General features: G+C 68.9%; 16 protein-coding genes. 8 read left to right on the forward strand and 8 right to left on the reverse strand.

The annotated features are described in order from the left end of the window. The coding region (locus CNO20_RS19400) for a transcriptional regulator TbsP domain-containing protein (RefSeq protein ID WP_233204258.1) at positions 1 to 255 on the reverse strand (255 nt) is incomplete at its 3' end. 177 nt (positions 256 to 432) lie between these two features. On the opposite strand from CNO20_RS19400, the gene CNO20_RS22760 reads away from it, so the two are divergent. Further along, positions 433 to 618, forward strand: a complete 186-nt coding sequence (locus CNO20_RS22760) for a hypothetical protein (protein ID WP_143423296.1) — start codon at positions 433 to 435, stop codon at positions 616 to 618. Positions 619 to 641: 23 nt separating this feature from the next. Here CNO20_RS22760 and CNO20_RS19405 read toward each other — a convergent pair whose 3' ends face one another. Then, positions 642 to 2,681, reverse strand: coding sequence for a hypothetical protein (locus tag CNO20_RS19405; RefSeq protein ID WP_101297872.1), 2,040 nt, complete (start codon positions 2,679 to 2,681; stop codon positions 642 to 644). A 134-nt stretch (positions 2,682 to 2,815) separates the two neighbouring features. Here CNO20_RS19405 and glyA point away from each other — a divergent pair, with 134 nt between their 5' ends. Continuing rightward, positions 2,816 to 4,069 (forward strand): serine hydroxymethyltransferase, encoded by a 1,254-nt coding sequence (gene glyA / locus CNO20_RS19410; protein ID WP_101297873.1) that lies wholly within the window; start codon positions 2,816 to 2,818, stop codon positions 4,067 to 4,069. A gap of 67 nt (positions 4,070 to 4,136) precedes the next feature. On the opposite strand, the gene CNO20_RS19415 is transcribed toward glyA, so the two are convergent. Next, positions 4,137 to 4,568, reverse strand: a complete 432-nt coding sequence (locus CNO20_RS19415) for a universal stress protein (RefSeq protein WP_101297874.1) — start codon at positions 4,566 to 4,568, stop codon at positions 4,137 to 4,139. 139 nt (positions 4,569 to 4,707) lie between these two features. On the opposite strand from CNO20_RS19415, the gene CNO20_RS19420 reads away from it, so the two are divergent. Further along, entirely contained in the window at positions 4,708 to 5,601 is an 894-nt protein-coding gene (locus tag CNO20_RS19420; RefSeq protein ID WP_101297875.1) for a bifunctional methylenetetrahydrofolate dehydrogenase/methenyltetrahydrofolate cyclohydrolase, read from the forward strand. A gap of 30 nt (positions 5,602 to 5,631) precedes the next feature. Continuing rightward, positions 5,632 to 6,201 carry an NUDIX hydrolase gene (locus tag CNO20_RS19425; protein ID WP_101297876.1) on the forward strand — a complete coding sequence of 190 codons (570 nt, stop codon included), beginning with the start codon at positions 5,632 to 5,634 and terminating at the stop codon, positions 6,199 to 6,201. 182 nt (positions 6,202 to 6,383) lie between these two features. Here the strand turns inward: CNO20_RS19425 and CNO20_RS19430 are convergent, their stop codons facing one another. The 3 genes from CNO20_RS19430 to CNO20_RS19440 form a co-directional block, all read right to left on the reverse strand. Beyond that, positions 6,384 to 7,094, reverse strand: coding sequence for a DUF7117 family protein (locus CNO20_RS19430; RefSeq protein ID WP_101297877.1), 711 nt, complete (start codon positions 7,092 to 7,094; stop codon positions 6,384 to 6,386). Between the two features lie 124 nt (positions 7,095 to 7,218). Further along, positions 7,219 to 8,115 carry a universal stress protein gene (locus tag CNO20_RS19435; RefSeq protein WP_101297878.1) on the reverse strand — a complete coding sequence of 299 codons (897 nt, stop codon included), beginning with the start codon at positions 8,113 to 8,115 and terminating at the stop codon, positions 7,219 to 7,221. A gap of 115 nt (positions 8,116 to 8,230) precedes the next feature. Further along, positions 8,231 to 10,480, reverse strand: coding sequence for a hypothetical protein (locus CNO20_RS19440; RefSeq protein ID WP_143423297.1), 2,250 nt, complete (start codon positions 10,478 to 10,480; stop codon positions 8,231 to 8,233). Positions 10,481 to 10,854: 374 nt separating this feature from the next. Here CNO20_RS19440 and CNO20_RS19445 point away from each other — a divergent pair, with 374 nt between their 5' ends. From CNO20_RS19445 to CNO20_RS23520, 3 genes are all read left to right on the forward strand, one after another. Continuing rightward, positions 10,855 to 11,301 (forward strand): DUF7528 family protein, encoded by a 447-nt coding sequence (locus CNO20_RS19445; RefSeq protein ID WP_233204259.1) that lies wholly within the window; start codon positions 10,855 to 10,857, stop codon positions 11,299 to 11,301. A 70-nt stretch (positions 11,302 to 11,371) separates the two neighbouring features. Beyond that, positions 11,372 to 12,292, forward strand: a complete 921-nt coding sequence (locus tag CNO20_RS19450) for a DUF1028 domain-containing protein (protein ID WP_101297880.1) — start codon at positions 11,372 to 11,374, stop codon at positions 12,290 to 12,292. 97 nt (positions 12,293 to 12,389) lie between these two features. Further along, positions 12,390 to 12,536 (forward strand): hypothetical protein, encoded by a 147-nt coding sequence (locus CNO20_RS23520; protein ID WP_199174934.1) that lies wholly within the window; start codon positions 12,390 to 12,392, stop codon positions 12,534 to 12,536. A gap of 197 nt (positions 12,537 to 12,733) precedes the next feature. Here the strand turns inward: CNO20_RS23520 and CNO20_RS19455 are convergent, their stop codons facing one another. Then, complete coding sequence (locus CNO20_RS19455; RefSeq protein WP_101297881.1) at positions 12,734 to 13,024, reverse strand: amphi-Trp domain-containing protein; 291 nt, start codon at positions 13,022 to 13,024, stop codon at positions 12,734 to 12,736. Between the two features lie 222 nt (positions 13,025 to 13,246). On the opposite strand from CNO20_RS19455, the gene CNO20_RS19460 reads away from it, so the two are divergent. After that, positions 13,247 to 13,522 (forward strand): PadR family transcriptional regulator, encoded by a 276-nt coding sequence (locus tag CNO20_RS19460; protein WP_101297882.1) that lies wholly within the window; start codon positions 13,247 to 13,249, stop codon positions 13,520 to 13,522. A 57-nt stretch (positions 13,523 to 13,579) separates the two neighbouring features. Here CNO20_RS19460 and CNO20_RS19465 read toward each other — a convergent pair whose 3' ends face one another. Continuing rightward, positions 13,580 to 14,863 (reverse strand): AI-2E family transporter, encoded by a 1,284-nt coding sequence (locus CNO20_RS19465; protein WP_101297883.1) that lies wholly within the window; start codon positions 14,861 to 14,863, stop codon positions 13,580 to 13,582. Positions 14,864 to 14,899 lie beyond the last annotated feature (36 nt).

Below are 14,899 nucleotides of genomic sequence, written 5' to 3' on the forward strand. Positions count from 1 at the left end.
CATCGACAGCGTCCCCGCGTCGATGAGGTCCGCCGCGTTGCTCGCGACCAGGAAGTCCGCCATCACGTCCTTGAGGACGGCCTCGTCGGCGATCAGTCGGATCGTCGGTAGGTCGTCGTCGAACTCGGTGGCGACGCCGACCAGTTCCTCGACCGTTTCCGCCGACGGATCAATCACGAGAAGTTCCTCGTCGGCGTCCGAGAGGACTGCCCGGAGGATATCCTCGATTTGGTTCTCCAGTAAATTCGAGCTCATGACTCTACGGTGATAATCGTGTTTCGAATATTTAATATTAACGCTGTGCGCTTGGTGGAAGCTAGGTCACCGTGGTAATACTCCGACGCGGGAACGAAACCATGTATAACTGTTACGTTATTTGTTTAACATCTTCAGAAAATCATAAGTCCCACCAGCCCGCAGAACCGGTTGGATATGCGACAAGCTCGCATTAGCTCAGAAGAGGTGACCGGATTCCTGCTGCGCAACCCGCGCGTCGCGCTGCTGGCAGTACTGTTCGTGCTCATGCTGGCGACGCAGGGAAGCGCCGCCGCGCTGGAGTCCGGCGGGGACCTGCTCGTTAGCCCGCAGAGCAGCCACAGCGCGACGAACGGCCCGTAATCGACGTAACTGAACACCGACCGCTACTTCAGCGTTCTTTTGAGATCGTTCGACCAGTGGATGTCGCCGTCGTAGACGATCGGCATGTCGGCGTGACTGAGAAAGGAGCGTAGTTCGTCGGCGTCGAGGTCGAACTCCAGTTCCGACCCGTAGAGGTGCGACGTCCTGTCGGACTGGAGATGCGACTGGTAGTGCCCGCCGTTCACCCAGGGCGAGTGGACGGAAAACCGCATGCGGAATCGGTCGTCCGATCGGCGTTCCAGATGGGCGTCCGGCGAGACGAAATTATCCGACTGCGCGAGGACGTGCGTTCCGTCGCCGACGACCGCGTAGTCCTTGCCCATGATGATCCTCCGTCGTGCCAGCTGGATCGCCCGTTCGATGCAGAACCCGTGCACGAGAAGCCGGGCGAACGCGGTGCCGACCCGCGCCGCGTCGCTGTCGAGCACCTTGTTGAACGTCACCGCCCCCGCGACGCTCCCCTGTTTCACGAGGTCGACGCCCTCGTTGAACGAGCCGCAGGCGTTGAGGAAGAACGTCTGGGCGTTCGACTCCTCGATGTCGGCGATCGAGAGGTGCCCGTCGGCGCAGCGGAGCCCCGACTCCTCGCAGTGGCCGATGTAGTGGACCAGGTCGTGCGGCGTCTCGAACACCTCGGCCAGCTCGTCGGTCGTGAGGTACTCCCGGACGGCGATGTCGATGTCGAGGTCCGTCGCCCGCTGTCGGTAGATGTCCGCCGCCTCCGCGTGCTCGTCGGCCATGTCGCTGTCGTTGAGCACCGCGACGACCGAGATCGGCTCGTTCGCGCGCCGGTGGTACTTAAACCGGTTCCGGTACGCGCTCGGGACGGCTTTGAACACGTCGATGGGCGCGCCGTCGGCCAGCCAGCCGTGGACCCGACCGGGGCCGAGTTTGGGCTTGAGGAGCTCGACCGACACCGTGTTGTGCCGCTGTCGACGGTAGAAGTCGTCGAGGGACCGCGACAGCCGCTCGTCGCGGGTGAGCGGTTCGGCCTCCGCCAGAAAGAAGTGCGGGACGTTGTGCAGCAGGTACGGCAGCGTGGTTACCTGCTCGGCCCGCGGTTCGACGTACATGGAGAGGTGCCAGGGGGGAAGCTCGTCCGAAACGTCGTCGAAGGGGGCGTCGATGTACGCCGCCAACCTGGTCGCCACGCCGCGGTCGTACAGGGCGTCCGCGTCGAGGCCGAGCGCCTCGATGTGGCGCAGTTCCTCCATGTCGGTCCCGTGCGGGCCGGCGTTGCGGACGAGACAGTCGAGGAGGAAGGTCCGGCGGAGCAGGGACGCGGTCTGCCGCTGGAACGTCGGCTGCGGTTCGAATTCGACGGCCGCGTCGGGCGCTCGGAGCGTCGGCGTCGCGCCCTCCTCGACGCGGACCGCGGCGCCGAGGTAGTGCGACAGCGAGGCCGCGGGGAACAGGTACTCGAAGGACGGCGGAAGGACGAGTTCGATCCCGGTCTCCTCGCGCCGCTCGGCGACGAGGTCCGGAACGTCGACCGCGTCGCCGAACTCGACGAGCGGGGGGTGCCCGCGCATCGTCGGGAACGAGCGGTCCGGCGTCGACGTCCGGTGTCCGGCCGGGAAGTACGTGAGCGCGGTCGCCACCCCCGCCGGCGTTCGCGGGACGACGAGCGTCTCGGGCGGGGAAAGCACGCGGCTGCGGAAGCCGAGTCCGACCGGGATCCGCTCGGGGAACGACAGCACCGCCCGCTCGTAGTTCGGCTTCTCGATCGTGGCGGGACCGGAGAAGCGGACGTAGGTCAGCACGTTGGCGTCGACGCGCACGATGTACTCGCCGGGCGGAAGTTCGATCGGCCCGACCGCGCTCCCGAGTTCGTACGTCGCCTTGCCGTCGAGCCGCTCGGCGACGAGGAACACCGGCGGGAACCGGAGCGCGCTGGCGCGGCCGCTCACGACGGCGTCGGTCGGTCGCGGGAACGACGGCCGCCCGTCCGTCGGTTGCCAGTCGTCGGCGACAACCTCGATGGAGGTTTTCGCGGCGTCGACTGCCTGTACGCCCGTCTCGGACGACACCACCTCGATCATGCCCCGATTGTACGGACGAAGGAACCCGCGGCGGACGTATATCTCTGTCGGAGAAACAGGCGCGGGCGGAGGGTGACGCTGCAAGAAGGCGCGTGAAGGACACACTTATTGTGGCACCTGACCGGAGTGAACGTATGGACTACCGTCACGTCCGCGAGGTCGATCCGGCGGTCGCGGACGCGCTCGAAGGCGAGGTGGACAGACAATGCAACACGCTCGCGATGATCGCGAGCGAGAACCACGTCAGCCCCGCGGTGCTGGAGGCGCAGTCGAGCGTGCTGACGAACAAGTACGCCGAGGGCTACCCGGGCAAGCGCTACTACGCGGGATGTCGGTACGCCGACGAGATCGAAGAGCTCGCGATCGAGCGCGCGAAGGAGCTGTGGGGCGCGGAGCACGTCAACGTCCAACCGCACAGCGGGACCCAGGCGAACATGGGCGTCTACCTCGCGGTGCTCGACCCGGGCGATAAGATCCTCTCGCTCGATCTCACCCACGGGGGGCACCTGAGCCACGGTCACCCGGCGAACTTCACCGGCCAGCTCTTCGAGGTCGAGCAGTACTACGTCGACCCCGAGACCGGCTACATCGACTACGAGGCGCTGGAGGGGAAAGCCCGCGAGTTCGAGCCCGACGTCATCGTCTCCGGGTACTCCGCGTACCCGCGCGCGGTCGACTGGGAGCGCATCCAGGAGGTCGCCGAGGAGGTCGACGCCTACCACCTCGCCGACATCGCGCACATCACGGGCCTCGTCGCCGCCGGCGTCCACCCCTCGCCGGTCGGCATCGCCGACTTCGTCACGGGCTCGACGCACAAGACTATCCGCGCCGGCCGCGGCGGCATCATCATGACGAGCGAGGAGTACGCCTCCGACATCGACAAGGCGGTCTTCCCCGGCGGGCAGGGCGGCCCGCTCATGCACAACATCGCCGGCAAGGCCGTCGGCTTCGGGGAGGCGCTCCAGCCCGAGTTCCGCGAGTACGCCGAGGGCGTCGTCGCCAACGCGCGGACGCTCGCGGAGACGTTCCGGGAGCGCGGACTCGAAGTCGTCTCCGGCGGCACCGACACCCACCTCGTGCTCGTCGACCTCCGCGAGTCCCACCCGGACCTCACCGGCGGCGAGGCCGAGGAGGCGCTCGACGCGACGGGCGTCGTCCTGAACGCCAACACCGTCCCCGGCGAGACGCGCTCGGCGTTCAACCCGAGCGGCATCCGCGCCGGGACGCCCGCGCTCACCACCCGCGGCTTCGACGAGGACGCCGTCGCCGACGTGGGCGACCTGATCTACCGCGTCGTCGACAACCACGACGACGAGGCCGTGCTCGACGAGGCGTCCGAGCGCGTGCGGGAGCTGTGCGACGAACACCCGCTGTACGAGGACCTCTGACGGGACGAGGAGACCGGACGGGAGCGAAGACCGGACGGCGACGAAGGATCTCCCTCCCGCTCCGTCGTCACTCCTCCGGTAGCCGAACCGCGAGCACGGGGACCGGCGACGTTCTAACTACCCGCTCTGTCACGCTCCCGAGGAGGAGCCGATCGAGCCCCTGTCTGCCGTGCGTCCCCATCACGACGAGGTCGGCCTCGACGTCCTCGGCGTAGTCGAGAATCGCCGCGTGAGGGCGGCCCTGTACCACGGCGGTCTCCGTCTCGACGCCGATCGGGGCGCTGTCGCGCGCGAGGTCTTTCACGGCCCGTTCGCCCTCTTCCTCCAGCGCGTCGATCACGTCGTCGACGCCGATGGTGGTCACGCTGTCGCGTGTCGTGTCCGCCACGTACAGGACGTGCACCGACGCGTCGTACCGCCGCGCGAGGTCGAACGCGTGGTCGGCGGCCGCGCGGGACCCGTCGCTTCCGTCGGTCGGGAGCAGGATCGTGTCGTACATCTCCGGACAACCTACGGGGGAGACTCCCTTTAGCGATCCGCCCCGGAGATGGCACGACCGTGCATATGTTCGCCCATCGAGATACGAAGATGCGCACGAATCCGCGGATTGATTAGCGTCGAGGTCGCTCTCTCGGACGATGACGGAACTCATCGACGGCAACGCGGTGGCCGCGGACGTGCGCGCGGGCCTCGAATCGGGCATCGAGACGCTCGCCGACGCCGGCGTGACGCCCGGTCTCGCGACGGTGCTCATGAGCGACGACCCCGCGAGCGAGACGTACGTTTCGATGAAGCAGCGCGACTGCGAGGAGGTCGGAATCAACGGGATCCACGCGGAAATCGACCCCGAGGAGCCCGCCGAGGAGCTGTACGCGACCATCGACGACCTGAACGGGGACCCCGACGTGCACGGCTTTCTCGTCCAGATGCCCGTCCCGGACCACGTCGACACCCGCGAGGTGATCCGCCGGATCGACCCCCGAAAGGACGTCGACGGGTTCCACCCGGAGAACGTCGGACGGCTCGTCGCGGGCGACGCCCGATTCAAGCCCTGCACGCCCCACGGCGTCCAGAAGCTGCTCGAAGCGACCGGCGTCGACACCGAGGGCAAGGACGTCGTCGTCGTCGGCCGCTCCGACATCGTCGGCAAGCCGATGGCGAACCTCCTGATCCAGAAGGCCCCCGGCGGGAACGCGACCACGACGGTCTGTCACTCCCGGACGAAGGATCTCGCGGCGAAGACCCGCGCGGCGGACGTCGTCGTCGCCGCCGCGGGCGTCCCCGAGCTCGTGACGGGCGAGATGCTGTCCGAGGGCGTCGTCGTGATCGACGTGGGGGTGAACCGGGTGGACGCGGACAACGAGAGGGGTTACGAGCTGGTGGGCGATGTGGAGTTCGGGAGCGCGAAGGAGAAGGCCAGCGCCATCACGCCCGTCCCCGGCGGCGTCGGGCCGATGACCCGGGCGATGCTCCTGTACAACGCGGTGAAGGCGGCGAGCGAGCAGTCGGGCGTGCCCGTCGACCTCCCCTGAAATGGCACAGGGACGGCGACCGTGACAGAGATGACCGACGACCGCCCCGGCGACGCCGATATCGGCGCATCCGTCCCCGCCCGCGTCTCCGTTCCCGCGCCGGATCCCCGTCCCGAAGCCCTGCTCGACCGCTACGGCGACGCGATCCGAAACGAGAACGCGTTCGAACTCGACGCCGAGGCGTTCGAATCGGCCCGTCGGCGCGCCGAGCGCGGCTGGGGCGTCGGCGCGTTCGTCGTTCACGAGTCGCGCGCGCTGCTCGTCAGACAGGACGGTACCTGGTTCCTCCCCGGCGGGATGCTCGAACCCGACGAGACGCCCGCCGAGGGCGCCGCGAGAGAGGTCAGAGAGGAGACGGGGATCGAGGTCGAGATCGCGGCGAGGCCGTCGATCTCGAAGCAGACGTTCGTCAGCGGCGAGGACGCCTTCACGTTCTACTTCGCCACGTTCGACGCGACGCCCGCGACGACCGAACCCGCCGAGGATCCCGGACTCGACGGCGAGGGCATCGCCGCGGTCGAGTGGCGCGAAACGATTCCGGCGGACACCTACGATCGGGAACTCGTCCTCGCGCTCCTCGATCGGGGCGAGAGTTCATAACGGAAGCCGCGGCCAGAATCCCCGTGAGCTGACGATCGACGCGGGACGGTCGCGGGAGCCACTCCCGGACAGCGGTTGCGCGGCGCGCCGTCCCGCGTTCCTCGCCCTCGCCGCCTGTTCGCCCCATCGCCAGATCCGACCAGTCGTCGATCTGCGGTCGTCGAGGCGGTCCGCCGCTGCCGTCACCCCATCCGCGCCAGCCGGTCCCGCGCCGCGACGAGCGCCGACTCGTCGCCCTCCCGCAGGTACGCCGCGAGGTCCTTCGCCGACCGGACCAGCGCCTCCGATTCGCCGAGCGGGACGTCGCCCCGGAGCGCCTTCGCCCGCTTGACGCGGTCTTCGAGGCTTTCGAGCGTCCGCCGGGCTTCGGGATCGGGGTTGTCGTCGAGCCAGGTCCCCGCGTCCCGCCGGTACGCCTCGACGGCGTTCGCGTACGCGAGCCCCCGGGCGGCGGCCATCGACCCCGGCGCGTCGTCCTTCGCGGGGCGCTCGCCGGCGTCGGCGCCGCGGAGGAGCGAGAGGACGTACAGCCGTTCGTCGTCGGTTCGGTCGGTCGCCCGCACGTACACGTCCACCGCGTGCAGGAGTTCGTGGGCGGCGAGGTAGGTGTCGTCGAGGTCGAGGAGGTCGCCGCCGCGGATGAACCCCCGCTTTCGGATGTACGCGCGGAGATCGGATTTGAGGTCGTCCGCCGCGTCGACGACTGATCCGTCGCCGACCGCGTTCCGGTGGGGGCTGAGGTCCAGCGTCGCCGGTCCGTCCGTGTGCCGCTTGCGCTCGTCGACGCCGACGCTCCGGAGGCTCCCGCACGCCGGACAGGCGACGCTGCCGGTGTCGTAGTACGACCAGCGGTTGCCGCACTCCTTGCACTCGCGCTGCCCGCGGATCTTCATGTCCGGCCGTAGGCGCGTCACCGTCAAAGGTCCGCGGGTCTCGGAGTCGCCCCGCGTCGTTCGCGGGCGTCGGCGTGAATAGGCGACACGAGGTGGAGAGAGGGGACGGAGACGGAGACCGACGTCACTCCTCCTCCTGCTCGGGCGGTCCACGGACCGTGAGCAGAGGCGCGTCCGCGGTCCGCACGACGCGCTCCGTGACGCTGCCGAGGGCGTATCGACCGACGCCGGTTCTGCCGTGCGTCCCCATGGCGATCAGGTCGATCCCGTTTTCGGAGGCGTACTCCCGGATCTCCCTGTGCGGCGTCCCGTGACGGACGTCGGCGACGGCTCGGAGGCCGGCCTCCCGGGCGGTCTCCGCGACCCCCTCCGCGGTCTCCGCCCCCTCGCGGTCGAGCCGCTCGACGAACTCCGGCGAGATGCCGCCGGCGTCGAAGAACCCGGCGGCCTCGGTGAGGTCCACGACGTTGAGGGCGTGAACGGTCGCGCCGTACGCCTCCGCCACGGCGATCGCGCGGTCGGCCGCCGCCCTCGCGTAGTCGCTTCCGTCCGTCGGGACGAGAACGTCGTCGTACGATCCGGTGGGTTCCTCGCCGCCCGTCCGGACGGTGACGACGGGAGCGTCGGACAGCCGAACGACCCTGACGGCGACGCTGCCGATCAGAAACCGCTCGACGCCGGTCCGACCGTGCGTTCCCATCACGACGAGGTCGACGCCGTTTTCGTCGGCGTACCGCAGGATAGCCTCGTGCGGAGCGCCTTCGACGACTTCGGTGACCAGCGGGCGATTCGCCTCCTCGGCGGCCGCCTCGATCGGTTCGAACGCCCGCGAACTGCTCTGCGTTCTCACCGCGGATCGATCCACCCCGAGATCGTGGAAGATTGGATCGTACGCGGCCGTGTCCACGGCGTGAACGGCGTGGACGGTCGCGTCGAACGTCTCGGCGAGCTGGAACGCGTGCTTCGCCGCCAGCGTCGAGCCCGAACTGCCGTCCGTCGGAACGAGGATCGTCTCGTACATGGGAGTGGACGGTAGGTACGTTGGGTGTCGAGTGACTTAATCTGGGCGTCGCTCCCCGTCGCCATCGGCACCGAACGGCGACGGAGCGCGGGGCGATCGACGCGCGGCGGGCGGGTCAGAGACGGACCGTCCGCGCGGTTTCCCCCGCGGGCACTTCCACGGTGGTGCGTCCGCGCCGGCTCGAGAGCGCGATCAACGCCGGATGGGTCGACTCGACCCGCAGTTCGACGGGTGCCGAAGGGTCGATGTTGGCGCCCTCGACGTCGATCGTCGCCGCCGCCGTGCGCTCCAGCGAAATCACCAGCGCGTTCCGGGCCGGCTCGCCGACGAGCGGCGGCTTCCAGACTGTCCCGCGTTTCGCGTGCGGATCCGGCTCGGTCCCCTCGCCCTCGTAGTGTGCGGGCCGCGGTGGGGCTTCGCCGAACACGAGCGAACGGGCGTCGACGAGGCCGTCCTCCGCCCCGGCGACGGTTTCGATTTCCGAAACCCAGTGGGCTCCGTCGTGGATCAGACCGAACCGCTCGCCGTCGAACGCCGGTAGCCTGCGGTACCTGACCCGCCGCGGGGACCGTTCGACGGTCGCGTCGCCGAGGAACTCGCGGGCCGGCCCCCACCGATCGCGGAAGGCGAAGGTGAAGTGATCGTATCCGAGGAAGGCGTCGAGTTCGTGTCGGTAGTCGAGCTCGCGGAGGCGCTCCTCGGTCGCGAGATACACCGGTGCCGGCACGAGCTGGTCGTTGGAGCCGTTCCACATGAGCACCGGCACGTTCCGGAGTCCGTCGAGCATCTCGAGGGAAGTCCCCCGGTACGGATCCGCGTCGGTCGCGCTCGCACCGCCGTTGATCGCGAACGCTCTGGCGAAGAGATCCGGATAGAGGGAGCCCAGTCGGAACGTGCCGAACGCACCCATCGAGAAGCCGCCGATCGTCGTCCGATCGAAGTCCAGGTCGTACCGGGCCGCGACGTCGCCCCACGCCTCGAACACGTCGAGTTCGGCCTCCCCCGTGTACCACCCGGCCGGGCCGCGCGCCTCGGGCGTGAGGACGATCGCACCCCTGCGTTCGCCGAACTCGCGGATCAGGTTCGGGCTCAGGACCGCGTACTCGTTGTAGGTCGATCCGAGCGAGTGGAGCTGGAGGTGCAGCGGCGTCGGCTCCGAGGGGTCGTGGGCGTGCGGGACGTACAGGCCGTACGGCTGGATACGGCCGCGGAGGACGTCCCGGTCGGCGTCGACGCCCGCGCCGAGATCGTAGTGGGAGGCGTAGAGGCGGGTGAGAAAGCCCGTCCGGGGGACGTGGCGCTCCGTGGTGCGGGCCCGGAGCTTCCCGAAGTCGACGTCGGCGTGGAACGCGGAGACGTCGCGGGCCGCGAGCGCCTCGGCCTGCGCGTGGTCACGCCAGTGGCCGTAGCCGACGCCGCGGGCTCCCGTCTCAGTCGCGTCTTCGAGTTCCGACTCGCCCGCCTCGCGGTTGACATTCGGAGCGCCGACGGGTTCGTCAAACCGGAACCCCACGTTGAAGATCGGCGGCGGGTTCCGGCCGTGCGCGCCGCCGGGTCGACGCTCGTCCGGCGAGTCCCGCACGTCCCTGAATCGCTTCGCGTCCGCGTCGAAGAGCCCGACGGCGACGTAGTGACGCCACGTCTCCTCTTCGGGGTCCAGCGGGACCGCGACCTCGATCTGGTTTCGGTCGAGATCGATCGACGACTCGACCGGCGCGCCGTCGAGTTCGGCGCCCGTCCCCCAGGTGACGAGCACGTGATCGAGGCCGAGCGGTCCGAGCGAGCCGATCCCGTACCCCCACTCGTCCGCGCCGGCCGAGGGATCGCGGTCCACGTCGATCCCGATCGCGACGCCCGCGACGTCGGGCTCGACCATCGTGTTGAGCGTGATCCGGTAGCGGATCCCTTCCGGGGCCGGTTTCGCGCGAAACTCGAGGAGGTCGGCCGCGTTGTGCCGGAAGGTTTCGGCGTCGGTGGGATAGACGAGGTCGCCGGTCATCGTCCCGTTCTCCCCGTAGGCCGTCTCGTCATTGGGAGCCGGCTGGGGCGGACCGGGCGCGTCGGTGGTGTTCGCGCCGTAGTCGTCGTAGACGTAGTCCTGGTAGAGGTACTCACCGTCGACGTAGGCGTCCGTTCCCGCCACGCGAAGCGGCTCGGCCCGCCACGGCGGTTCGTTCTCGAACTGCGGAGCCGTCGCGGGCTCTCGGTGGAGGACGCGAGGAGCCGAGGTCGGCAGACTCTCCCCGCCGGTCCGCCTCCGCCCGATCGCCGATCCGACGGCCGACGCGGCGGTGGATATCCCGACGGTCCCGAGCAGTCCGGCGCTGCGGAGCAGGGACCGCCTGGAAACCGTTGTTCGTCGCACCCCGTCCGTCGTCCGATCGAGACTGTCACGATTGTTTGACATCGGTCGTGGATCAACGATGGCCAAGTGGAGAGTTCAACGGGGGTCCTAGGACATTAGGGAGGGGGGCCGGAATGGAGGGGAGTGCCGGGACGTCGTCTCGCTCGCGGACGGAGCGACCCGATGGCGTCTCCGCGCGACTCGTTCCCCGCGAGCCGCTCGGCCGAGCGCGATCACCTGCGAGACCACCAACGCTTAAATACGGCGACGGCGGAGAGAGAAACGCATGTCACGGAGTACCCACGCTCCTGATCGAGAAATTCTCCGGTCGTGAGACGCGCGTCCCGAACGAGGGAACCGGAGTCGAGGTATCGACCGACGGCGCGGAACTGGTTTTGAAGCTGGGCGGCGACGAACGCAGGCTCTCGCGCAGAGCCGCGGCCGAGCTGCGCGACTCGCTCGCGGAGGCGCTCACCCGCCGCGAGGAGTTCTTCCGGACGGCCGGCGAACACCGCGAGGACGGGTGTTACGTCGTCTCCCGGCGCGGCGCGGACTCGGCGGGCCACAGCAAGGTGTTCCGGAGCTTCCGCGAACTCGAACGGCTGTACGACCGGTTGCCCGAGGAATTCACCGCCGAAGAGGTCGGCAGAACCGACCTGACGGGCGGGCGGCGACACATGCTCGTCCGCCACTTCGCCGAACACCCCGCGTTCGACTGTCGGCTCGTCAGCCGCCAGCCGTTGACCGCGCGAAAGGCGGACGCCGACGCCGCGCGGGACGGCGTGGACGGAGCGACCGAGTCCGCACCGGGGCGAAAGGAGGGAGTTCTGCCCGCGGACTGAACACGCGGTCGGCGGGAGCCCCGGGCGCGGCCGACAGTACACTTTTGCCGGTCGCTTTCGAGGGGCGGATATGACGTTCTCCATCGTCGCGCGCGATCCCGAGACCGGGGCGGTCGGCGTCGCGGTCCAGTCGAAGTTCGTGAGCGTCGGCGCGGTCGTCCCCTTCGCGGCGGCCGACGCGGGGGCGATCGCCACGCAGAGCTTCGCGAACGTCGCGTACGGCCCCGACGGGCTCGACCTGCTCAGGGAGGGGTACTCGGCCGAGGAGGCGATACGGCGGCTCGTCGCCGACGACGACGAGGCCGAGTCGCGGCAGGTGGGCGCGGTCGGGCAGGACGGCTCCGTCGCCGCGTTCACCGGCGAGGAGTGCCTCGACGTCGCCGGCGACGTGCAGGGGGAGAACTACACCGTCCAGGGCAACGTCCTCGAAAACGAGCGGACCCTGACGGCGATGGCCGAAGCGTTCGAGGGCGCGGCGGCGGGCGGCCTCCCCGAGCGGCTCATTGCGGCGCTGCACGCGGGTAACGACGCCGGGGGCGACAGCCGGGGCGAGCAGAGCGCCGCGCTGTACGTGGCGAGGGAGGCCGGGGGGTACGCCGGCGGCAACGACCGCTGGATCGACGTTCGGGTCGACGACCACCCGCGCCCGATCGACGAACTCGAACGGGTGTTCAAGCTGTACGACGTGACCCTCCTCCGGAGGGCGGAGCCCGACGAGACGAGGGCACTGTCGGGCGAGACCGCGGCGGCGGTTCGCGCGGCGCTCGCGGGGCTCGGATTCTACGACGGCGACCCCGGCGGGGCCGAGGCCTTCGGCGAACGGGATCGCGCGGCCCTCGGGGACTTCCGCGGCGCGAACAACTTCGAGAACCACTCGCTCGCCGCCGTCGAGGACGCGCTCGCCCGCGGGTGGGACGACGCGGACGGCGAGGGGGCGGACCGGCTCGTCGACGCCATCTGGCGCGGGCTCTCCGAACGGCCGCGGGCGTGACGCTCCGACGGCGTCCCGACGGTCGAACGGGTCGCTCCCCTGCGGTGCCGCGCGGCGGCCGCGGGATACATTACTCGGTGCGCCGAAACCTGTCCGCATGCGCGACGAGGAGGAGATCCGCGAGCAGTACGAGTTTCTGGAGGCGCAGCTCGAGGACGAGGACATGCGCCACGAGGGCGTGAAGCGGATGTTCACGTACTACAAACGCGCCCTGGGCTGGGTACTCGAAGAGGAGCACATGTAGGGACGATCGGACGGGGCGGGAGAACGTCGGTAGTTTTAAGTGCGGGCGGGCGATACGACCATGTGACGCTTCGCTTGGAGGGCCGAAGCGTCAGCGGGGACCAATTCAGGGCGGCAAGCATCCACGCGGTTTCCGCGTGGCTTGCTTACCTTTTCGTTTCTACCGCGCGCAGAGCGGCAGTGCGATCGGCGCGCCGATCACTCGATCGACAGCGAGCCGTCGCTCTCGGCGTCTCCGGCTTCGCCTTCGCGCCACTCCAGTTCCAGTTCGAGGCTGAGTTCGGCCGATCCGCCAGCGCTCGACGTCTCGCGCTCGGCTTTCACCTCGAACGTCGGTTCTGCCGGCACGTCGAGCGTCACGGACTGTTCGTCGGCGCGGAGCGTGATCGGCTCGCCGGCGTCGAGTTTGTCGGCGACCGCCCGGAGGTACTCGGCGACGGACGCGCGGGTCCGCGTCGATTCGGACTCGAAGAGGACTTCCTCTGGCATGCGATCCAGTAGGACCGCGTCACGCATAAACGGCGCGTCGGCGCGTCGGCGGGGCGTACATATTTGCTGTCTGAGGGTGACAGGCGGTGCTATAGTTCACCCACAGTATCCTTTCGGTCTCGGGACGCGAAGCGAGGTGTGCTCCGGGTCGAGGTCGCGAGCTGACGTTTCGGCCGTCATATTTATTTCAAGTAGACAATAACCTACGGACGGACTTTACCGATGTACGACCTGACAGGATTTCAGCGGGATCTGCTGTACGTAATCGCCGGGCTCGACGAGCCCCACGGGCTCGCGATCAAAGAGGAGCTCGAAGAGTACTACGAAAAGGAGATCCACCACGGACGGCTGTACCCGAACCTCGACACCCTCGTCGACAAGGGGCTCGTCGAGAAGGGGCAGCGCGACAGGCGAACGAACTACTACACGCTGACGCGGCGCGGCCGCCGCGAGATCGAGGCGCGGAAGGACTGGGAATCGCGCTACGTCACGGCCTGAATCCGGGACGACGACGCTCGGAAGACCCAACGGGCGTCCGCGACTCCCTCGCCGTTCTCACTCACTCCCCGTTCCAGCCGCGCCGCTCGGCCGCTCCGACCCGGCCTCCGATTCCGACCCGGCCTCCGATTCTGGGCGGGACTTCGCTTCCGAGCCGGACCGCTCGTCCGCGGCGGATTCGTCGGTCGAGTCCTCGCTCGGCTCCGATTCCGCTTCGAACTCGCTCTCGCCGCCGGAAGCCGTCGGATCCGCTCCGGCCGGCGGCGCTTCCTCGTCGCCGAGCAGGTACGGCAGCACGATGCGGGCGAAGTGGACGACGAGCACGAGCAGCATCGGCATGAGGAAGATGCCGTACCAGCCGAAGAGCAGCGGCCCGAGCGTGTACGCGAGCATCACGGCGCCGACGTGGAGGCTCCGCCCGGAGACGTACGGGCGGAGGACGAGGTCCGGGATCGTGTCGACGATCACGAACGAGACGAGGACGAACGCGCCGACGAACCACAGCGTCGGGACGCCGGAGACGAAAACGGCGCGGAGGCCCATGTAGAGGGCGACCGGCACGTACACGAGCTTCATCCCGACGACCGGAATCAGGCTGGCCGCGCCCGTGAGCAGGCCGACGAGAGCGGCCGCCGGGATGCCGAGGCTGGGCGGGGAGAAGACGTTGAGGACGGAGTACGCGATGACGCCGATCGTCCCCGTGAGCACGGCGTTGAGGATGTTGCCGAAGAAGATGCTGTTGAAGTCCCGGTCGACGGCCCGGAAGTAGGCCACGACGACCCCGTCGTCCGAAACGCGCGACTTCGCCCACCCGGCCAGCTTGTAATCGTCGCGCAGGAGGTAGAAGGCGAGCGCCGTCATCACGAACAGGTGGATGAGGCCGATGCCGAGGAGCGCGATAGTTCCCGCGGCGGAGCCGAGCGAAGTCACGATCGAGCCGAACGTGTCGAAGGAGACGAACCGGCTCAGGTCCGAGGTGAGGAGCGTCTCCGGATCCGCGATGCGGTTGAGAAGCTCCTGGTCGATCCCCGGGACGAGCGTGAGGTCGACGTTCGTCGAATCGGTGAGCTTGTCGACCTCCGTGACGACGATGACGAGCGCGTACGCGACGAGCGCCAGCGCCGGGAGCACGAGCGCGAAGATCGAGACCGCCGCGGCGAGGCTCGGCGACCCGAGTCGGTCGCGGAGGCGACGGTAGATGGGGCGCGTCGCGTAGTAGATGAAGACGCCGAACACCAGGGTTCCGACGAACGAGTACGCGACGAAGGCCAGGGCGACGAACAGCACGAGGCCCAGCGCCCACCACGCCATCCTCGTCCGATCCATCTCGGCGAGAGACATACCGGAGAACGGGCGGGCGCGAGGAAAAGGCTATCG

The organism is Halegenticoccus soli (assembly GCF_002844195.1).
GTDB lineage: Archaea > Halobacteriota > Halobacteria > Halobacteriales > Haloferacaceae > Halegenticoccus > Halegenticoccus soli.